The sequence below is a fragment of the Bdellovibrionales bacterium genome (genome assembly GCA_016716765.1).
GTDB lineage: Bacteria > Bdellovibrionota > Bdellovibrionia > Bdellovibrionales > UBA1609 > JADJVA01.
Genome location: JADJVA010000025.1, coordinates 472654 through 494076, shown reverse-complemented (window position 1 = coordinate 494076; position 21423 = coordinate 472654). Strand labels below are relative to the sequence as shown.

The window sequence follows — 21423 nt, the reverse complement described above, 5'->3', positions numbered from 1 at the left end:
TTCCTATTTATTTCATTAAAAATAATTTTCGATGCTCTTTTAGAATGCATTTGTCGGATATGACCCGAATTCCAGCTTGGCGTGCCTTTTCCTCGGCCTCGCGGTGAGTAACCCCCTCTTGTAGCCAAAGAACCTGAGGTCGAAGCGGAATTAACTCATTCACCAGATCCAAAACGTGTTCTGGCGCGCGAAACACGTCCACTATTTCAAGCTTATGTGGCACCAGATTCAGCGACGAATAAACGGAGCAACCGAGAATAGATTTCTCAATTGGGTTAACGCCATCAACCTCAAACCCTTGGTTGAGGAGGTACTCTGCGACTCCGTAACTTGCCCGGGTCGGCTTCGAGCTAATTCCCACAACAGTCACCTTTTTGTATTTCTCTAAAACCTCTTTAATCAAATTCTGATCTAATGAACTTCTATCCATGTCATCTCGTCTCCTTAAAGAATGATGAACTCCTGATATTAGTCAGATGACAGCTGCCCGTCCAAAGAAATTATAAGCAAATTTATCAAATCTCATTTGATAAACTTACTCCTTGGTTCGGATTTTTTCTTGAAACTAACGCGTAGGGATTTTGACAAACATGTATGCTTGCGACTTCGTGTCGGGATTGCGAATCCTTACTGCATACCCCGCATCAGATGGATAGTCAGTCAAAGCTGCCGTTCGGAAGTAGTCCGTCCCATTCGTGGACCATTTGGATGGCACCAAAAAGGCTGTCCAATCAAAACTATTATCAACCATGGTCTCTCCTCTGGGCCCAGCCCCGTACGCAGCCATACGAAACTGACCATTGGCTACAGAATAAATGAAGGCCACCGACTCCCCGCCAGATTTATTCAAGTCAACATCAAACCAAACTTCATTGTCACGTTCCGGATTTCGGTACCCCAAGGTGTAAACAGGGCCCTCACCAGGAACAATCGCCCTGTCCATAGAATAGTTATTTCCATCAGTTGTCCATTTTCCCGGCACTATAAACCTCGTCCAATCCAAAGTGCCGGCGCCCTTTGTCTCGCCTAGCGGACCCGCATTGAATACGTCAATTTTAATCCGTCCGGCAACCACTTGGTATTTCACATGAATGGTACCCTCTCGATCAAGTCGATCGGGAATTTGTATCTGAGCTGAGGCAGTTTTATTTTTATCCGGATTTCTGACTTCCATTAAATAATCAGATCCCGGAGTGTAATTTGTGATGGGCCTTGATAGAAAGTAATTGTTTCCGTCCGTCGTCCACTTTTCGGGAACAATAAACTTAAGCCAAGCTCCAGTTCCACGCGTCCGAACCTCACCGTTTGGGCCTACATTTTTTGCCGCAATATTTAGCTTTCCGTTAGCGACTTGAACGTCCAATGTGATCGCATCCACAGGAGGAGGAGTTGTTGAGTTTGGTATACTCAATGACATGTTGCCCGTTTCTGTTGTCGTGGGGTTAAGAACGTAAAGGCGGTATTGAGATCCTGGAGTAAAATTCGTTAGGGGTTGATCAAGAAAATAGTCATCGTTATTGGAAGTAGTCCAAACCCCAGGATTGGAGGCCAATGAAGTCCAGGCGGTCTGATCATTCTCTCTTATCCTCCCTTCAGGACCCGCATTATGAATTTCTATTTTTAACCGGGCCGTCGAATTGGACAGTTCATAGTTGATAATAATTTTTTCATGAACTCCTTGTTGGCTGGTGCTCTGAATTTGCCCATGATTCCCCTTCGTACAAGCAAATTGCACAAGAATAAGAAACACGATTGGCAGAAATTTGAATGCTGACATGTCACACCTTACCTGCTCTTAGGCCCTCACAGATTAAAAGCAAAGATGCTTTCAATCATTTCTTTTCTCTATTCACATATATGGTGGAGTGCACTGATCATGCCGACCAGAGCTTGGCTATAATGTTCATTTACCCAATCAAGCCGTACAATTACCTAGTTTTTTGACAGATCGCATTTGATTGGAACCGCCTCAATTTGATACATTTGAGCCCGTCGCTCCTTTTGTGAGACTCAATAACTATTCCAACCGTCTGGCTTTTCATTTTTGCATACGATTTCGACAAGCATAATCAGGTCAAACAACTCTTTGCCACTTGAAAAATAGCGTTCCACCGAATAGCGCCTCATGGTCACTTTTTCCAATCCCTGGATGGACTTTGAATCTCTACATAGATCTTTTCTTAACTTTCTCAAAGTCTCGTAGCGACCACTCATGATTGATTCTTCAATGCGACGCCCCTCCTCAATTGCTTGAGTTTCCCTTTCATAGCCGGAAATGCGTATGGAATCTGTGCGAACAGAGTTGCTACCACCTCCCAGGCCTCCTTGATTAGCTACTGCGAGAGACCAAGAACAGATGAATGTTGCAACCGTAACTAAAGATAGCACCAAATTATTTCTTAGTACACACGAGAGCGCTTGAACAAAAACTCGTTTCACCTTTTTTCCTTTTTCGAGATGCCGAGATTTTTTAATCAACTCAGCTACCCCGCGCATATATTCCTGATGTAAATTAAATAATTCTTTGATGACGTCCTCACTCACGTCATCCACCTGAAATTCAAATCGGCCTTCATATGTTTGGGTGTTATGTTTTTCCCTCTGCTCACGCAAAATACTCTCTACAAATGAAAAGGATGATTTCTTAGATAATATCAATCTGACATCCTCGGCATAATATCGGCCGTAACGGTTCGACACGATCCCCTCGGAAATGAGCAACTGGACCAACTGAAGACCTCGTTTCCCATAGCGATCTTGAAACTCTGCGGCAGAAAGTCCTAATTCCTTTTCCTCAATGATATCAAGAGCAATGTGCATCAGTTCGACATTGTTTCCTATTTGGTTTCCAACATTCTCAGGCAAATGGGTCTCATTGCTCCCATTGGCCTCACATTGCTGAAGTTCCTCATACTCAGGAATTTCCTCGCGCATCGAGACATCCAACCACTCCCGGCGAGTCTCAAGCGTGGCCCCACAACTCTTTAGAATCTTGAGACCCAAATCAATCCCCGCTCTTGCTTTGGCGTTTTTAATATCGCTCAGATGTGATTTTGAAATATTCAAACTCGTCGCAAGAGAGGATAAGCTCATCTCAGAGCGGTTCAAATAATTACCTAAAATTTGGCAAAGCAACCCCTCGCGAACATGCATAGCCCACCCTTGGTTCCCACCTATTTTATTAGTATCCCAAGGTCGAGCTTTGTAAAAGTATTCCTGAATCAAGATCCCGAAAATGAAAAATATCTTTTGTTTGAAATGAAATCGAGCTTCAAATCCTGTAAAAGCTTCTTGGAAACCGACCGGTAAAATTGCTTAAAACAAGGCCAGCAAGTCATTTCAGATCCGCAACATCTCTGCGGTCACTGACTTCCGTTTAAATATCTGCGTTCGACGGTGCGACCGCCGTTGCTTGTTGAGATTCTAAATCCACTGAGGAAGCCTCTTCTTCTTCTTTTACGTCTGTGTCTATGTCTACGTCCTCTGCCTCTTCATCGACATGAGTCAAACTTGAAGGAAGTGACTTATGACTTTTTGCACCTAGCTTTTCAAGCCGCCTGGCTTGACCCAGCACCCGCCTTTCCAAACGCATGAGTCCCGTTTCGTATTCGTGGCGTGCCTTTTCTAAAAATTTTCCAATATTTGAATAGGCCTCTATGAAATCGCAAAGACGTTTGTGAAGCTCTTTACCGACCTCAGAAATCATTTGTGCATTGGCTGCCAACTTCTCTTCACTCCAGCCAAATCGAATCACCTTAAGCAGTCCAACCAAAGTTGGAGGGGTTGCAATGAGTACTTTTCTCTGGAGGGCAAATTCGACGAGATCAGGTTCGGATTCAAGAGCCGCGTAGAGAAAGCTCTCGTTAGGTAAAAACATAATGGTAAAATCAGCAGATTCTGCAATCGTCTCCCCATAGGCCCTCGTTGATAGCTTTTTTACGTGGTCTTTCACATGACGACCATGACGTACAAGTTCGGCTTTTTGAATTTCAGGATCAACTGCCTCCAAAGAGCCAAGAAACGCATCAATTGGCGTCTTAGCATCTACTACAATAACCCTCCCTCCTGGCATCCTCACTGTCATATCAGGAATCAAACGCTGACCATCGTCTGAAGTTCTAACGTCTTGCAAATTAACATCGGAGTATTCCGACATTCCCGCCAATTCAATGCAATTCTTTAGCTGAAGTTCTCCCCAACGGCCGCGCACACTGGGCCTTTTTAGAGCGTTTTTGAGAGCGGCGGTTGTCCGCGAAAGCACCGAGTTCGTGTCCGTCACTCTCCGTAGCTCATTCTCAATCGACACAAATGATTTTTTGCGCTCAATCTCGATCTCCTGAGTAAAATCCTGATATTTTGTCAAAGTTTGGCGAATCGGATCGAGAAGAAGTTGCAAATTCTGATCTCGCTTCTCTTGGTCAGATCTCTGAAACTGTGTTTCCTTGCCAAGAACTTGCTGAGCCAGATCAATGAATACGCGATTATTACTTTCAAGAGCTTGAGAAGCGAGACCTCGAAACGCCTGTTGCAATTGCTCGCCCGATTGACTCAAAAATGACCTCTGTTCGCTAAGACTCTGAGCTAAACCTGATTTCTCTGATTCGAGTCGACCGACATTCTGAAGTAAATCTTGATTTCTGTTTACGAGTGTTCGCAAATCCTGCTGAAAATTTTCAATCTGAGATGTCTTTTGCCGGACTTCCTCTTGAATTCGGGATTGCTCTATTTGAAGATCACTCTTAACCAGTTCTAATTGAGTGAGAGCCGCTTGCGCCATAGCTGCGAGCAGGGACTTTCTTCGAAAAAGTAGTCCAAGAATCAAATTACAAGCCAAGGAAATTCCCAATAAAATGAGACAAACGGTTAATTCCATGATGGATTTCTTCCTCTTTCTTTTGATTTTAGGCGACCTGACCTCAGTTGAAGTCGTCGGGCAAGAGTCATTTTGCTTACTGCATTGAGTCGTGATGCGCTGATCTGTGAGCTCTGCAATGTGACAAAAACCTGATAGCAGAACGAGTACAAAGGATCGTCGAAACTCATGCTTTGCTGGCACGCCTGTTGAACAGATTAGGACCGAGGAACGAATAGATCGAATAAAAAGTTGTTATATGCAATGAACCTTACAGAAAGTGACAAAATTTGAAAAGTTTGGAAAAAATTTTACTCATCACGCTGCTGCTTGAAGTCAGCATTTTGTTCACGATATGTGGACATGCAGCAAACTCGGCAAGCCGTCCGAACTCTCAGAAACCTCAACAGGGAGCCATTTCGGCAGGCCTTTTACCTCCTGCTGCGACCACCATCACTCGCTCCGAACGGCCCATGGCCTTTCGTGATTGGAAACAGCAGCAAATTGAAGAGGCACGGGCAACTCTTGAAAAGGCAGCAAATCCTGGCAAATTGAGCGGTGACCCGACGACTGAGAACCTTTCTCCTAGTGAAATCCCCGCCTCAAATCGGGTTAAATTTGCCAATGCAAATTTGCCAGGCAGTGAAAAGCAAGCTCCCCGCAAAGGCACCCTTCTGAGGGCCGCCTATGAGGGGCTGCAGTACGCTCACGATTTGGGGCTAGATGACTATGTTTCGGTCTATTTGCCTCATTTCAGAAATGATCTGTCCTCCTTAAAGGATCTGATGGGCCGTCTCTCTGACCAAGAATCTGCTGAACTCACCCAGGCTCTCATGAGAGAAAGAGAGAAACAGTCGGCAATCGGCTCTCACGGCAGTCCTCTTACCTCCATGGCAGATAGCCTCCACGGATTTCCCAAAGAAAGAAAATGATGCTATATGTTATTTTATCTTTCTGTGTTTAGCTCGGAATGGCTGCTAGCCCCTTCGATTCCTGGAACCTGAGGCTATGCGCCTCACGAAAATCCCATTAAATTTCTCCAGATCACCTTGACACTCCAGTGGGTCATTCCATATTGGCCAGTGTCGTTAACAAACGTAATAGCGGTGGTATTTTTTTATCATTAAACATGAAACATTGATTTCATAGGAGGGTCCTAGAATGGCTAATGCAAATTTTAACGTGCGTCCTTTGCACGATCGAGTTCTGGTTCGTCGTTTAGATGAGGCAGAGGTCACACCCGGAGGAATCATCATTCCGGATACAGCTAAAGAGAAACCCCAGCGCGGAGAGATCGTTGCCACCGGCAATGGACGAGTCACCGAGGACGGCAAGGTATTGCCCTTGGAAGTGAAAACTGGCGATAAGGTCCTTTTTAGCAAATACGCAGGAACTGAGCTTAAGCTGAATGGCAATGAGTTGCTGATGATGCGCGAAGAAGATGTATTAGGAATTTTTAACTAAAAAGAAAAAGAAGAGGTATGAAAATGAGTAAAGAATTGCGTTTCAGTGAAGATGCTCGTAACGCCATTTTGCGTGGAGTAAATGTTCTCGCAAATGCGGTGAAAGTAACCCTCGGACCAAAAGGCCGCAATGTGGTTATTGAAAAATCTTTTGGCGCTCCGCTGATCACTAAGGACGGCGTGACGGTTGCGAAAGAAATCGATCTTGAGAACAAATTTGAAAATATGGGCGCGCAGATGGTTAAGGAAGTTGCCAGCAAAACAAATGATGATGCTGGAGACGGAACCACTACTGCGACCGTACTTGCACAGGTCATTTTTCGCGAAGGAGCGAAGATTGTGAGTGCAGGCCACAACCCCATGGTTGTCAAAAAGGGCATTGATAAAGCCGTCGATTACATCAAGGCTGAGCTTGGAAAAATGGCAAAACCTGTAAAAGACAAAAAGGAAATTGCCCAAGTGGGAACTATTTCCGCCAATAACGATTCAGAGATTGGTAACATGATCTCTGAGGCCATGGATAAAGTTGGCAAAGAAGGTGTTATCACCGTTGAAGAAAGCAAAACCGCCTTAACTGAACTCAGCGTTGTTGAGGGGATGCAGTTTGACCGTGGTTATCTCTCTCCTTACTTCATTACCAATGCAGAAAGAATGGAAACCGTACTTGAGAATGCCTATGTGCTGATTTATGACAAAAAAATCGGCTCAATGAAGGACATGCTCAGTGTTCTTGAAGGAACAGCAAAGCAAGGTCGTCCTCTCGTTATTATTGCTGAAGACGTTGAAGGCGAAGCCCTAGCAACTCTTGTGGTGAATAAACTCCGTGGTACAATTCAGGTTGCGGCCGTTAAGGCACCTGGTTTTGGAGATCGTCGTAAAGCGATGTTGGAAGACATTGCCGTCGTGACAGGTGGAACTCTTGTCAGCGAAGACACTGGCCGAAAATTGGAACAGGCAACTTTGGCTGATCTCGGACAGGCGAAACGTGTCGTTATCGACAAAGATAACACCACTATCATTGATGGTGCCGGGGGCAAAAAGGAAATTCAGGGTCGCGTGGGCCAAATTCGCGCCCAGATTGAAGAAACAACCAGCGACTATGACAAGGAAAAACTCAAGGAACGCTTGGCTAAATTAGCTGGTGGTGTTGCCGTTATTCACGTTGGAGCTCCCTCAGAAGTTGAAATGAAGGAGAAGAAAGCTCGAGTCGAAGACGCTCTTAATGCGACTCGTGCGGCCGTTGAAGAAGGTATTGTCGCCGGCGGCGGAACTGCTCTTCTACGTGCCTCTCGTGGTGTTGAGGAGCTGGAGTTAAGCGAAGAGGAGCGTTTTGGTGCTCGTATCATTCGCCGTGCTTGTGAAGAACCATTGCGCCAGATCGCTGCAAATGCGGGTATTGACGGCGCCATCGTTCTCGATCGAGTTCTTGGCAATAAGACGGGAGCCTACGGTTTCAACGCCCTCACCGAGCAGTACGAAGATCTCCTGAAGGCGGGCGTGATAGATCCAATGAAAGTGGTTCGCTGTGCTCTTGAAAACGCGGCTTCGGTTTCTTCGCTTATGCTGACAACCGAAACCATGATTGCTGAGGCCCCTAAAAAGGATGATGGCAGAGGAGCCGCTCCAGACATGGGCGGAGGCGGAATGGGCGGAATGGGCGGAATGCCAATGATGTAGTTTGGTTTTGAGAACCTAAAATGTTCTCAGAGCTTCAACGAATCCATTCTGTGAGCTTTAAGCTTTAAGATGAGAGGCCCGGGAGTAAAGTCCCGGGCCTCTTTAATTTTAACGCTATTGAAAAAACCATTAAAAGAGGAAATGCACAGCTGCTGACAGGCCCGTGTGACGATGACTCATGCTCTTCGCTGCCTCATCTCCACGCCCCCCCGCTCCAAAGAACTTTGCCGAATATGCAGCAAAGTCGAGAGAGGCTTCAATTTTTAGGTGTTCACCAAGACGCCGGCTTCCTATAATACCAAACTGGTTGATAGAGGCATCATTATCATCTCCAGACGATACTGGGCTTTCTTTTAATGAGGGATTTAAAAAATAATTGATATAGCCGCCAACACTCCAATCTAAGTCATCAGTGACAGGAAAAGATCCCTTTGCACCAAATTTGAACCCTCCGAAATCCGATGTCGTAAATCCCCTCAAATCAGAGTCATCGACATAGAGACGATAATTTGAATACCCAAAACTACCCTCAACTCTAGTATCCCAAACACTGTAGCCAGAAATAAAAACATAGGCCAAGGAAAGGTCTGTTTCTGTCAGCGACTGAGACAAACTGGTAGGAGTGGAATTCGATCGAGGATTATCTATTGGAATGATTCCTTGATTGAGACGCGCCCTCACCGTCCATTCAGGAGTAATCCAAAGTTCTCCTTCGAGAGCAACCAGTGGATATAACGAATTGGTGGCACTTATCGGGCCAACTGTATTCAAGGACATGTTTTCGTAAAATTGTCCAAATCCAAAGCGTGCTCCCACTTGTCCGAACGTAGGTGGACGTTTTGGCACCCAAGAATTGGGGTTCTCACCAAAGGATGTCTGACCTTCAAGGCGGGCCCCCTTCGCAGCCTCTCCAGAATCAGGAGAACTCAAACCCGTGATAGGATAGGACACAGAATCAAGTCCTGCTAACTTTGTACCCTTTCCGAGAGCATTTTTGTCTTTCTCAAGAACAACTTGACCAAAACTGAGGGTATCATCGATTTTAAGTAATTTGATTTTACCAATGATTTCCTTTTCCGTGCCAATCATGAAATTAAACTTCGGATGCCTTTTCATCTGCAAAATTTGGATGGCGTTAATTACGGACTCCTCCGTAATTCCATCTCTTTTCCCGAGGTTGACAGTCACCCTTTGGCCCTGACGACTGAGAATCATACCCTGATAGGGCAGTTGGCTAATTAATCGCGACCACAGAACCGATGTCTGCTCTTGAAGTGAGGCAATATCAAACTGCTTCAAATCATTGGCTTCAACCTGGATAAACAGCTTCCCATCCCTCACCAAAAACAAGTCCAATCGAATAGAAACACCGTTAGGACCTTTGGTTATTTTTGCCGCAATTATTCCATCAGCACCTATTCCGATTCCCAACTCACGAACCTTACTTTCATCTTGTTCCAATTCAGGAGCCGTCATGAGGGGGCCAGCCACATTGGCTTCCACATAATTCCACCGATGACCTGCTTTTACTTTTTCAATAAGATCGCTCTCAATTGGACGGGAATAGATTCCCTCAAGGTTGTCAGACACCGGCAAAACTGAAATTCTTTGAATACTCACCAAGTCGTCGATGGCACTGCTCAAACTGCGTCCTTGGTCCTGCGCCATACCAAGGCCGTGCAGACCAATTACGAATCCAGCAGATAAGATAAAAAACGGACCCCTTAGAAAAACCAGTGCCTTCATCAGCTAAATCCCTCCACGAGATTGTCCCCTCGGGAATATTCGCGGTCAATTTCCATTAAGGTGTTCTCGAAAAATTCCGATTTTTACCCAACAGCGAGGCGTTCATGCGAAACCTAACAATGATGATAATTTTTATTCTTTCGCTAAAAGCTCTGCCCGCCTTCTCACAATTAGATCCTAGCAGTGCGGCTTTGCTAAAATCTACCGAAACCGAAACTGATGGCGAGTCACTGGACGAAAGCCGCTATAATTTAAAAGCAAACCAAAAGTCCTCTGGCAGATTACCAGAAGATGCTCTTTTAAAAGATTCTAGTTTAAGTCCTAAATCAGGAAACCTCAGGCTCAAAGTACCGAATGAGATGGCACCATCTCCTGCGAGCCAAGAGCAAAAGAGGGGACAAGTTCTTCCAAGCGAAACGCCTCTCCCCACGGAGACAGTTGACCTGCGAGCCTTGACCACTAACAACGGAGAGAGGTCAAAGACTGGAACTGAGAATGATTCCCCCCAAGAGAAGAGCTCTGAATTGGGCGATCACGTGCGCGAACTCATCTTGGGAGGATCTCAGGAGAGCATTCAGGAATACAAATCACTTCTTCATCCTTACGATTTGCGCCAAAATCTCGTCGAAATCGGAGCTTCCGCCGGCATGTTCTATCAGAACTCCGGCAGCAACTATTGGTATCGTCGCTATTACTCATTTAGCCCCCTGATTACAGCCGAAACGGCCTTTTGGCTCACTCCTTTTTTGGGATTTAAGGGCGAGTTCTCTACCAGTCTGGGCAGTGAAATCGACGGAGATCCAGCAGGAACAAGGAAAATTCCTGCCGATCATCAATGGTGGTCTGGTGGCATTCGCTTCCGCAAATCTTTTGGACTCGATCGAAAATCTCCTCACCTTCTGATTGGTTTGGATTTCAATGAAAGCCGCATGACAGTGCCAGCCAACGATCCCGACCGCATCCGTGTTCGAACCTCGGGTCTGGCCATATCTGCCGGCCTTCAAAGGCCGTCAAGCCAAACCCACATCTGGGATTTTGGGGTCCGCCTCCTTCCGCGAGCAGATCAGCAAGAAGGCAAAACGGCATCAATTGTTCGATCAGGACTTAAGCAGCAGACCTATTCCGTGGGAATTTGGATCGGTTCTCGCCTTCTATTGGACAGAAAAAATCAATATTTTTGGCAGATATCCCATTGCCTGGACAAATCGCTCTATGACGGACAGGCAAATCAGGTAGACCCGATTTCGGGAATTCAGCCATCCGGGGTACAAGTGACTTTGGGAACAACTCTGTTTCGCCTTGGGTACACCTGGGGAGAATAAGCCGCGAGAAGTTCAAAGCCCTTCCCTTCTGTGAAAGACTTATTTGCTCATGCTCCTCAATTCGGTTCTTAAAGCCCTGCGCCTTTTCCGTTTCCAATATTTCACACCCAGATAGCCTAGAATCGCGAGGCCGATCAAAGCAAAAAGGGACATTTGCATCTTTTTGGCGAAATTCATCGCTTCATCCAGATGGTTTGCAAACCACCAACCGCCAACCACCCAAACCGGAACGCTGATCAAAGCAGCAAAACCATCCAGAGAAAAGAACACGACAGGTCTCACCCCCATTATGCCGGCCGTCAGAAAAATAGCCGACCTAAGCCCCGGCAAAAATCGTGCGAAGAAGCAAATAAACTTCGAATTCTTAAGAACTCTTCGCTCGGCAAGAGCTACCCGCTCTGGCGTAAAAAGACGACTGAACACAGGCAACTGAAATATCCTGCGTCCGTATTTCCTGCCAGCAAAAAAAAGAATCGAATCACCGATCATAACTCCAACAAATCCGCAGAGGAGCGCCCCCGCCAACGAAATATTACCTAGACCTGCCAAAATCCCCGCAGCAATGAGCGTCACGTCCTCGGGAATTGGGACACCCAAACCGCAGATTGTAAGAATTCCCAAAATGACAAGGTAGGCCTTTAGTCCAGTAAAGGCGGTGATGAAAGCGATCACTTTTACGCCGAAAGATTCAGAGTCCATGAAAGAATATTCTATTTGGGATGAACAAGTTGCACCACTATAATAGATGATATGAAACTAAAACTAGTCATAGTTGATGACGCTCCGTTCATTAGGGAAATAATAAGAAACATCTTCTTGAAGACCGACATAAATGTCGTGGGAGAGGCTAGCGACGGCGCTGAAGCCTTTGATATCGTGTCTTCCACAAAACCCGATGTCGTCCTAATGGATATCGTAATGCCCATAATGAGTGGTATAGATGCCACGCGAAAAATTCTCAACCAATTTCCTCAAATCAAAGTAATTGCCTGTACAACCATCGATCAGGAAGAAATGATTCTAAAGGCACTGGATGCTGGATGTTGCAACTTTGTCTCAAAACCCTTTACAGCTCAAACTTTGATAAATTCCGTCTATGAAGTTAACGACAAAAAGGAGAAAGCATGAAACAGTTTTTTTTCTTTTTCAAAACGATCCTCTTTACTTTTTTTCTGGCTATTCTTCTTCAAGTCATCGTAGACAATCGGCCTCTCGAAGCCCACCTGATGCAATGGGTAGCCACGAGCCCCATTCTTGAGCCCATGAAATCCGTTTCCAATTCAGCCGTAACTACCTTTCGGGCAATTTGGCAGGAAGTGAATTCAAGAATCCAAGCGAGGCTCAATAACACAGGGGACAAGGAAAAAAACCGCCTGCAACTTGAATTAAAACGAAGCAAAGAATTTTTACAGGAACAGGGAAGTCACGCCAAAAATAAATTGGAAGAGTCATGGCAAAGTCTCTCCACAAATACAAATCTGAGCGAAAAATCAAAAAATTCCAGTTCCAAGTAAACTTTCCCCTGCTCTGCAGAGGTCAAGACCCAGATGACAGATTCCATTTTATTCTTACCGAACGGGCTTAGATTTATACCTAGCTGGAACACTATGGACTTCCATCTGTGTGCCCTCTGATCTCTGGCCTCCATTCAGCCACTTACCTACCACCACTTTTTCGTTCTGGGGCTCTCGACTGCCCGGTCCGTACACATCCGCATGCGAACACTTTACAGTCGACTCACCTATCTGAGGTTGATTGGCCTTTCCATGCGCCACTAAACTCATAAATAGGGACGAACTTAATACTATCAATTGCAGGTTCTTCATATAGCTACTCCTCTTGAGAGCTCACCGACTTGGTCTCTCTCTAGAAGTTAGGAAGAGCGAATATGATGCCATTCGAGGTCGCTCTCTGTTTTCATAATATATAATAATTTCAATATGTTAGGAGCCTACGGGAGCGCCGTCTTGGCATTGCCAATCAGACAGCGGCCACAGATCGGAAATTTGTCACTGGAGTGTCTCGTAATTAAACAGTTCGAGGCCGCATCCCATTACCGGGTTGAAGGAGAATTGCCTTTTCCAGGAGCTGGAGGGCCTTCTGCACCCGCCTTTTGCGCGTCGAGAATACTCGAGATCCTGCGCTTATCCTTTTCTGGGTTATCTGTCAGCAGGACTTGGCTGTGCATTTTGGCACACTCCCCACACTCAGATGAAGTGACGGCTCCTTCCTCCTCCAACCCACCAACTTTAGGCTCCTCTTGATACTCCACCGGCTCTCCGCCCTGGGCTATTACCATCAAATTGTGCGAATAGAGAATGACAGAAAAAACCAGAAGCCGAACCAACACAAATGTCGCCTTATCAAAACATGTTGCAAGCATAAAAAAGTAACCCCTCTTAGAACTAGAGATTCGTTTCTGCCGTAGCTGGAGCAATAAGATCCAAAAAAGTATTGAATATGTTCCCCACTTGGACGGCCACGGTCAAGCCATCTGCGCTTTGAACCTTATCCACCTCTCCGCTTGGCTTGTAGCTTACTTTGATTGTTCCAAGACCCGGTCTTTCCACAGATGATGGCAGGCCAAATCTCTCTTCATATCCAATTTTGACCAGCTTTTTTGATTGATCTTCGACAACCGCCATTCTGCCCCGGATATCGTATTGTATTTTAGCCAATTGACCTTCGGAATTCTTCGCAAAAATCAAATTACACTTCGGACTGTCATATTTAAATGAAGTCTTAGTCTCTTTAGCTAGCTTCCTTTTGACACTTGATACCTTGCGCTTCCCGGCGGCCAGAATCGAATCTTCTGAGATAAAGTATTTCACATCAACCTCAGATACCTTCTGACATTTGGATTCGTACTTAAATGCCAAACTCCTAAGTGCCTCTTCCTTGGTCTTGACCATACCGTTGTCGTAATAGGTATATAACACTTTAGCCATATTCTTTACTATTGAAATGGGTTTACCAAACACTTCATGGTAAACAACATCGGAAATAGCTCCGTTGTTATCAGTTCGAACTCGATACAGATACTTTCCGAGACCATCTTTTCTTTTTTCGTGAAAAAATTCATAGGAACTTTTATTTGCAATCTTTTCTCCGCATTTCTTTTCTACTGTTGACCAGTAATGATCTTTGGGGTTTTCCTTGTCGACATCATACTTATAGCTCTCCACGCAGCCTCGGCGATTTCTGAATTTAGTCACCCAGTCTTTGTCGTTATTGTAGGAAATTTCCTTAAACGTTCCATCCGGATAGTCAATTTTAGTGAGATTGTGAACTCCATCGTATTTATACTTGAATGTATTCTTCCAAGCATTGGTCACTTCACGCAAATCCTCACCATCAAACTTATATTTAACTGCCATCCCATTGGGACCCGAAATTTCGGCAAGTCGCTTTGTAGAACCATAATTAAATGAAAGCTTACGACCATTGTTATCAACGACGCTCATCAGAGAATTGCCCTTCCAGGAGAGCTTCAAATGATTGCCGTTTCGGTCATACATAGAATAAAGCAGCCCTTCCCCATCAAATACCTGAAAGGTTCCATCTTCGAGTGACCTTTTATACTTCCCATCCACAAACACCAGATTCTCAGCCTCACGGCCGTTTGCATAGTAAGTTCGACCAGAAACAATATCGCCTTTCAGCTTTAACTGTCTGGTGAATTCATCGCGAAGACTGGAGCTCTCTAGCAACTCCTTTTCTAAATCCTTAAAATATTGTGGTTTAAGATCTGCATTTCGCTTTTTGACTTCAGCCATGATCGAATCAATTGTGTTATTTACCTTTTCAGATTTGTAATCTTTTGGCATAAAAGATACTTCAAGCCCGCCTCCACATTCAGTGATTCGTATATTCCCTTCTGCGGTCACCTCAAGTTTAGTTTCAAAATCAGAGCACCAACCAAAACCGAACAGGCCATTAAAAAGTGAGCGACTGTTGTAAGTGCGCTGAACGCGAAGATCATAACCAGACCCCGGGACCGTCAAGTCTGTCCATGTATTGGCGTAATTCGCATTTTTCATGTCCACGACAGCAGATGCCTCGCGAACAATAAAAATGCATATTATAACAAGAATAAAGCTCCTCATTCTCGAGTCACCCGTTTCTCCTTTTTTCACACCCTGATTGTAACAATTTTTTTCATCATCACTCCACCGATTACTTGCAGACCGAGCATGATGGCTAGTGCAATCCAGCCCAAAGGCGTGGAAAAAAGAGGTTTGACGTAGTTGGGATCAATAACGAGAAAAATGATCAGCAAGACAAACGGGACCAAGGTAATAATTACCGCTTGCATAAGACCTTGAGCCGTCATCGCTTGTATCTTCTTCTCTACCTTTTGTCGCTCCCGAATAGTCATCACAATTGTAGAGAAGGTTTCGGAGAGATTTCCTCCAGTTTCTTTGAGAATATTTACTGCTGTCACAAACATCTGCACATCTTGTCGAGGAACTCGGTCACCCATTTCATTCAACGCCTCCTCGACAGACATACCAAGACGAATTTTATTTAAAACAAGAGTGTATTCCTGGGCGATGGGTCCTGTCATATTCATCACCACCCGTTCCATTGATTGCGTTATGCTCAAACCACTCTTTATCCCATTGGACATAATCGTCAAGCCATCAACCATTTGATCCGTAAAGCGAGTGCAGCGTTTCTCCCAGAGAGATCGCATCAGGTTTTTTGGAATCGACCATCCAATAAGAGTCACAATAAAGCCCATAACAATGCCAACAACCAAATTGGGCCAAAAAATCAAAAAGACCAGAGCGCCCAAACCAAAACTCAAAAGAAACATGAGCAAGGTCACTCTCGTACGATCCGTCTCTACGAACATCATATCAAGTAAGCGAAGAACCTCCTCCCTGTTCCCTAAACTGCGTTCATGGAGCTTGTAAAGAAGCTTATCTGACATAAGATAAGAAAAGGTAAATACCGAAATTCCAAACAGGAGAATAACAACAAAATCATTTCCAAAAATGACACTCATGTTTCTTCTCCTCCCACCTTTTTTGTCGGATTCGACCTCGTCATTCGCGAATTGATTTGCGGAGACACCCGCGGACGGGGACCTCCCTGAGAATTCGCAACCTGACCGGCATTTGTTGAAGCATCTGTGGTGTTTGTAGTAAATAAATTCCTTGGTATGGTAACTCCACGCGCTTCGAATTTCTCAATGAATGTGGGAATGAGTCCCATCGCCTGAAAGGTCCCTATAATTTTTCGATTTTTATCGAAGCCCTCCTCCTTGAAACGGAAAATTTCTTGAAGAGTTACCACTTCACCCTGCATTCCGACGACTTCCGTAATACTTGCCAGTTTTCTACTACCATCACTCATTCTTGATATCTGCACAATAAGATCAACAGCTCCAGCAATTTGCTCCCGAATGGCTCTTACGGGAAGATCCATCCCAGCCATAAGACAGAGTGTCTCCAACCGAGACACGGCCTCCCTCGGGTTATTAGCGTGAACAGTGGTCATGGACCCATCATGGCCTGTGTTCATAGCCGCCAGCATATCCAAAGCGGCTCCATCTCGACACTCTCCTACAATGATCCGATCTGGTCGCATTCTTAAGGAGTTCCGAACCAGATCTCGGATCGAAATCTCTCCTGAGCCCTCCATGTTTGCAGGCCGAGTCTCTAATCTTACAACATGCTCTTGTTTTAACTGTAGTTCCGCAGCATCTTCAACTGTGATAATCCTCTCATTGGCCGGAATAAATCCCGACATCACATTGAGTAAAGTCGTTTTACCGGACCCAGTGCCTCCAGAAATAATTATATTGAGACCCTCCTCCACGCAAATTCTGATGAAGTCTACCATAGACTGGGTCATCGATTTAAATCGATGAACATAGTCATCAGGAACAATGCGGTCTTGAGGAAACTTTCGAATAGTAACTGCTGGACCGTCGATTGACAGTGGCTCAATCACTGCATTAACTCGACTTCCATCTGCTAAGCGAGCGTCACAGTAGGGGGTTTTCTCGTCAATCCTTCGTCCCAATGGAGTCACTATTCTCTCAATCACATTTCGCAGCTGAAGGTTTGATGTAAAGGTCACTGTGCTCAAGGTGAGCTTTCCGTTCTTTTCGATATAGATTTTATTGGACCCATTAACCATGATCTCAGTGACAGTTGGATCGGCAAGCAAGTCCTCTAATGGTCCCAAACCGAGCGACTCATCGAGAACCTCTTTAATCACTCGGCTCCGTTGATCGCGGGGCAATCCCTGGCCAAGCTTATCGGCCAACTGGGTAATCACTCGTTGCGTTTTTGAATGAAGTTCCTTTTCCTTCGCTGTATCACCTTTTGAACTTGTCAAATCTTTCTTGAGATCCATCTCCTTGATCAGCTCACTGTGAATTTGTAACTTCATTTGCGTGAGAAAATCCAACTCTCGATGAGGCTTCTCCGTTGGAGAAGCCGAATGCCCGGCCCTCAGTTGGGGAGCGGCACCTGACGAGGAAGTCGTCGGTAGGGACTTCAAATTTTGCGGGCGAGACAAGCCTTTCAGTTTTTGAATGATTCCGCCAGTTAGCACTCTTACGATATCGTGATAAGCCGAGGTAATTGGAATATTTTGAGCAGTCAAAACAAAAGGAGTTGAGCGTTGAAGAGCCGTGTAAGCCGTTTGATCGTCCTGAGGTATAGATCCTATAACTGGTCGCCTTAGCCCCTGACTAATCACTCTTTGATCAATACTGGTACGCGAGACCATATTCAAAACTATCTGAAATAAATCCCCAGGCACAGTTGCTGCCATAAGATCATTCATGACTCTACGAGTTTGATTCACAGCTAAGACTTCTGCAGTTGTAACGACGATGACGGAACTCGAATCCTCAATCATACCCAATTGGAGGGGAGTTATATCTGATCCTAGATCCACCACGATAAATTTATAATTTTGGCTGAGAACAAATAGTTGCTTCCTAAACAACTCGGGCGAGGCATCTAAGACCTGATCAGGGGTTTGCACCGCGCCTAAGAAATGAAGTCCAGATGCGTGTTGGGCTACGATTGTTCCAAGGCTTTGGGCGTTGATAGAAACCTTCAAGTTGGCCAGATCGCCTGCCGTCTTTTGCGGACGTAGCCCGGTGATCACATTCTGATCACCACAACTCCTCGCATCTAGATCAATGAGAAGCGTTTTTGCTCTCATTTCAAGCATCAGAGTACAAGCGAGGTTGGCTGCAAAAACGCTTTTCCCGACGCCACCTTTACCGCCCATGACGCAAATCAAATGGCAATTTTCATGAATAGCCAATTTACGCTCCCCCTATCGTCCTATCGGAAAAAAGAGGGAAAGTCTGAGGCTTGATCACCCCGACTCGACCAAATGACCAGCTATCAATTATTCAATCGAAATTTACGCTTAATTTTTTCAGACCCGGCACTGGCTGAACTTTTGATAATCGGAGTCACAAACATCACAAATTGACTCTGATTGCGTCGAAAATCCTTCGATGCGTAGAGCGATATAATTGGATTCCGACTGGCATTGGCCGGAAGCTTATTGTAATTCGTTCCACTATCATTAGTGATCAGACCTCCCACGGCTGCACTTTGACCACTGCGCACCACAATGACCGTTTGAACCTCTCGAGCGGAAGTCAAAGGTCCTTGATCCGTGTAGGAAATCAAACTTTTAACAGAAAAGTTAAGTTGCAATTGCACACTATCAGATCGTGCCCCCAAAATAGCTGGAGTGATATTTGTTCGAATGCCAGTCTCCTCAAAGTTAGTAGATGGCTGGCCCTGAGCATTTACTATTTGATAGGGAATGCGCGAAATAGAATTGATAATTCCAGGATTTCCATCTTGAACAATCAAACTGGAACTCTGCAAGACGCGTGCGTGTCCATGTTCCTTTGCCCAATTGAGCTTTGGCAAAAGGTTTGAAATCGTACCTGTGATTGTCGACACCACTCCACCGGTAGAATCCCCGCCTGTTGTGAATTTCATCGACGATGAATCTCCAATGTCTGGAGTCCATTGAAAGCGAAATCCCTTCGTGTAATCTTTTTGCAATTCGACGTAGTGGACCACCAATTGAACAATCTTCTTTGGTTCTTCGGCTGGCGCTGGCTTAAGCTTAATTAAGTTGATCACTACATCAACCTTGCGAGGAAGGATCTTTTTGTCTGCTTCTGCTGTATCAACCACAACATCGGGCACATAGGTTTTCGAGATAATTTCTGCACGATCCTTCTCAAGCTTATCGTTGGCAAAACCCTCCAAAATAAATTTCCCGTTGACCGCACGAACAGAGATTTCTGGATTATTTATGTCTCTTTCTATTAGTTCAGCAATTTTGCGTTGGGCAACCGGACTTAAAACCACAAGCGTGTCAGCAGATCCACCGTATTGCTTGACTACCGCGTGAATTCTCGCCATGTCTCGAGGCAGTAAAATCTGCCCATCCACGATCACTTTTGAGTTCAAAATCTTGATCGTGATCCCCTCAATGTCACCTAAAAGGTCGCCTATTTCGCGGGCGACCTTGCGAAGATCAGTCTTTTTAATGTCGAGATGAAACTCATAAAGAACGACACCAGTGGCGGGATCCTGAACGATCAGAGTCGCAATTCCTATCTGCTTAGGGTAAAATCGGAGAGTCTTCGTCTCCGGATTGTACTGAACCTGAGTCTTTCCGCGAAAAGTTCCGGATTGACTGATGCTAGCTGGAGCATTGGGAATCACCTCATCGTGATAGACTCCAACTGAGAGTGCGAGATCTTTTACTGGATAGCCAGCCTTGTCATCGCCATAAACCTCTACCGAATAATTGAGCAGGCACACCAGTATCATCAGTCTCGAAAGGGCAAAAGAATTCCTCCTTTTCCTCAAGCCAGAGACCTTGAATACGTTGGATAGCTTACTCAAAATCATTCGTTATAAGTCCTTCCAAGGGCCCTTAGCCTTTTTCTTGGACGCGGCAGGGGGAAGTGGTGGCGGTGGTGGTGGTAAAGCCGCAGTTGGCGCCCTTAGCTGCTCCGCGAGCAATGGGCCGGTCACCCTGCCTAAAACTGATTCTACCGTGGAAGACGGAAGTCTCCGAGGAGTCCGATCGCTGGGGTGCCTCAATGTCAAAAACAAAGAGCCCGGAGAAGTTGACAAAATATAGATAAGATCCTGCGCCTCCTGGGGAGATACCTCAACAGTTATATTGGTAAAGGTCGTATCGCCTCGAATGTTCTTGATAAAGTCCTCTCGTCCCTGCTTTTCATACAAGCGTGGCAATTCATTAAATATTTTTAGACCAGTCGCCAAAATAATTACATCTTGCATAATTGTTTTCACTTCACGCCTTTGAGCAGGCCCCTTGCCGACATCGAGTGCGGCAATAATGTCGATGCGATCACCAGGCTTTACCAACTTTCCAACTCCCCGCATTTCATCAACGGGCAGGGTTACCGCTCGTTTACTGGGGGCGACCTGCAAAGATAGTCCCGTCACTGGACCTGGCTCCATGATTTTGCTTTCCAAAATTTGCTCGTCCTTTTTGATCGGAGCCAGGGCAACCTTTCCGACCGCGAGCTCAGGATTAGAAAGCGCCGTTGGCTCAATAAAATCAACTGGCTTTTCGACCACCTGAAGCATGGTTTCATCGATCGTATTCATTTCCATAATATCCTGGTTAGCCACTACAACTCTTTGTTTGGCTCCAAACTTTTTTGTTAGTTCAGCACTTTTCTCTTGAGTGTAGCTGTAAAGCAAAAAGACAGAAAAGAGGGCTGCCCCCACGCTTATCCAAAGTGTTCTTGTTTCATTTTGATTCATTTAAAAATGCTCCTTCCATCAGTTGTCCCCACATGCTGCAGATAAACAGATTCCATAGCCCACCATGATCCAAATAGGACTCACCTCAACTGTTTCGTTTCTCAATCCAATTCCATTAAAAACATTTTGATTGTGAATGTTAAACTCACGGCCCGTCTGCGCCACATTACGTCCCACAGCAAGAGGTCGCTCGGACGCAAAAAACTCTGATTGCGGACTTGGAATTTCAGTCAATACCGCGTGAAATCGAATGCCAAACAGTTGTGTTTGCAATGGATCCGACAATCCACTTAAATTTTCTCTAAATAAAGTAAGATTAGTTCGGTTTCTGAATGTTTCAAAAGCGTAGGTGCGCGCGGCAATGGATTGTAAAATACCTGTATGAACGGCACCAAATAGCCCCATTCCATAGCTCATCAAAACAGCAAAGATCACCAAAAGCGGCAGAGACTCAATGGTCGCCATGCCTCTCTGGTTCTTATCGCGAGTTCGCAACCTTGGCGACCAATCGAAAAACTTCCTCCAAAGACCACTTTTATTAATTCCCATAT

Annotated in this window: 20 protein-coding genes; 6 read left to right on the top strand and 14 right to left on the bottom strand. The window is 45.3% G+C overall.

All coding sequences use genetic code 11. The features are described 5' to 3' along the window. Positions 1-7: 7 nt before the first annotated feature. From IPL83_18725 to rmuC, 4 genes are all read right to left on the bottom strand, one after another. Positions 8-430 carry a CoA-binding protein gene (locus IPL83_18725; protein MBK9041155.1) on the bottom strand — a complete coding sequence of 141 codons (423 nt, stop codon included), beginning with the start codon at positions 428-430 and terminating at the stop codon, positions 8-10. A 135-nt stretch (positions 431-565) separates the two neighbouring features. Then, positions 566-1777, bottom strand: coding sequence for a hypothetical protein (locus IPL83_18720; GenBank protein ID MBK9041154.1), 1212 nt, complete (start codon positions 1775-1777; stop codon positions 566-568). 233 nt (positions 1778-2010) lie between these two features. Then, positions 2011-3153 (bottom strand): hypothetical protein, encoded by a 1143-nt coding sequence (locus IPL83_18715; protein MBK9041153.1) that lies wholly within the window; start codon positions 3151-3153, stop codon positions 2011-2013. Positions 3154-3376: 223 nt separating this feature from the next. Then, positions 3377-4873: a DNA recombination protein RmuC gene (rmuC, locus tag IPL83_18710; GenBank protein ID MBK9041152.1), complete on the bottom strand. Its 1497-nt coding sequence runs from the start codon at positions 4871-4873 to the stop codon at positions 3377-3379. 269 nt (positions 4874-5142) lie between these two features. Here rmuC and IPL83_18705 point away from each other — a divergent pair, with 269 nt between their 5' ends. The 3 genes from IPL83_18705 (at position 5143) to groL (ending at position 7992) form a co-directional block, all read left to right on the top strand. Further along, positions 5143-5784, top strand: a complete 642-nt coding sequence (locus tag IPL83_18705; GenBank protein MBK9041151.1) for a hypothetical protein — start codon at positions 5143-5145, stop codon at positions 5782-5784. Between the two features lie 229 nt (positions 5785-6013). Beyond that, complete coding sequence (gene groES, locus IPL83_18700; protein ID MBK9041150.1) at positions 6014-6316, top strand: co-chaperone GroES; 303 nt, start codon at positions 6014-6016, stop codon at positions 6314-6316. Between the two features lie 23 nt (positions 6317-6339). Continuing rightward, complete coding sequence (groL, locus tag IPL83_18695) at positions 6340-7992, top strand: chaperonin GroEL (protein MBK9041149.1); 1653 nt, start codon at positions 6340-6342, stop codon at positions 7990-7992. Between the two features lie 129 nt (positions 7993-8121). On the opposite strand, the gene IPL83_18690 is transcribed toward groL, so the two are convergent. Then, positions 8122-9738 (bottom strand): autotransporter outer membrane beta-barrel domain-containing protein, encoded by a 1617-nt coding sequence (locus IPL83_18690; protein MBK9041148.1) that lies wholly within the window; start codon positions 9736-9738, stop codon positions 8122-8124. A 104-nt stretch (positions 9739-9842) separates the two neighbouring features. Between IPL83_18690 and IPL83_18685 the strand changes: the two genes are divergently transcribed. Then, complete coding sequence (locus IPL83_18685) at positions 9843-11060, top strand: hypothetical protein (protein ID MBK9041147.1); 1218 nt, start codon at positions 9843-9845, stop codon at positions 11058-11060. Between the two features lie 39 nt (positions 11061-11099). Here the strand turns inward: IPL83_18685 and IPL83_18680 are convergent, their stop codons facing one another. Then, positions 11100-11759, bottom strand: coding sequence for a DedA family protein (locus tag IPL83_18680; protein ID MBK9041146.1), 660 nt, complete (start codon positions 11757-11759; stop codon positions 11100-11102). A gap of 51 nt (positions 11760-11810) precedes the next feature. Here IPL83_18680 and IPL83_18675 point away from each other — a divergent pair, with 51 nt between their 5' ends. Next, a complete protein-coding gene (locus IPL83_18675; protein MBK9041145.1) occupies positions 11811-12188 on the top strand; it encodes a response regulator in 378 nt (125 codons plus the stop codon). After that, positions 12185-12574, top strand: a complete 390-nt coding sequence (locus IPL83_18670; protein ID MBK9041144.1) for a hypothetical protein — start codon at positions 12185-12187, stop codon at positions 12572-12574. The genes IPL83_18675 and IPL83_18670 overlap by 4 nt, the downstream gene beginning before the upstream one ends. 54 nt (positions 12575-12628) lie before the next feature. Here IPL83_18670 and IPL83_18665 read toward each other — a convergent pair whose 3' ends face one another. From IPL83_18665 to IPL83_18630, 8 genes are all read right to left on the bottom strand, one after another. Then, positions 12629-12886: a hypothetical protein gene (locus IPL83_18665; GenBank protein MBK9041143.1), complete on the bottom strand. Its 258-nt coding sequence runs from the start codon at positions 12884-12886 to the stop codon at positions 12629-12631. Between the two features lie 227 nt (positions 12887-13113). Beyond that, entirely contained in the window at positions 13114-13443 is a 330-nt protein-coding gene (locus IPL83_18660) for a hypothetical protein (GenBank protein MBK9041142.1), read from the bottom strand. 22 nt (positions 13444-13465) lie between these two features. Next, entirely contained in the window at positions 13466-15166 is a 1701-nt protein-coding gene (locus IPL83_18655; protein MBK9041141.1) for a cell wall-associated protein wapA, read from the bottom strand. 26 nt (positions 15167-15192) lie between these two features. Beyond that, positions 15193-16071 carry a type II secretion system F family protein gene (locus IPL83_18650; GenBank protein ID MBK9041140.1) on the bottom strand — a complete coding sequence of 293 codons (879 nt, stop codon included), beginning with the start codon at positions 16069-16071 and terminating at the stop codon, positions 15193-15195. Next, a complete protein-coding gene (tadA, locus tag IPL83_18645; protein MBK9041139.1) occupies positions 16068-18320 on the bottom strand; it encodes a Flp pilus assembly complex ATPase component TadA in 2253 nt (750 codons plus the stop codon). Before tadA ends, IPL83_18650 begins: the two co-directional genes overlap by 4 nt. A gap of 119 nt (positions 18321-18439) precedes the next feature. Further along, the gene (locus IPL83_18640; protein MBK9041138.1) at positions 18440-19891 is read right to left on the bottom strand and encodes a pilus assembly protein; all 1452 of its coding nucleotides are present in this window, start codon (positions 19889-19891) and stop codon (positions 18440-18442) included. Positions 19892-19984: 93 nt separating this feature from the next. After that, a complete protein-coding gene (gene cpaB / locus IPL83_18635) occupies positions 19985-20872 on the bottom strand; it encodes a Flp pilus assembly protein CpaB (protein ID MBK9041137.1) in 888 nt (295 codons plus the stop codon). A gap of 18 nt (positions 20873-20890) precedes the next feature. Next, the gene (locus tag IPL83_18630) at positions 20891-21421 is read right to left on the bottom strand and encodes a hypothetical protein (protein MBK9041136.1); all 531 of its coding nucleotides are present in this window, start codon (positions 21419-21421) and stop codon (positions 20891-20893) included. Between the last annotated feature and the right edge of the window lie 2 nt (positions 21422-21423).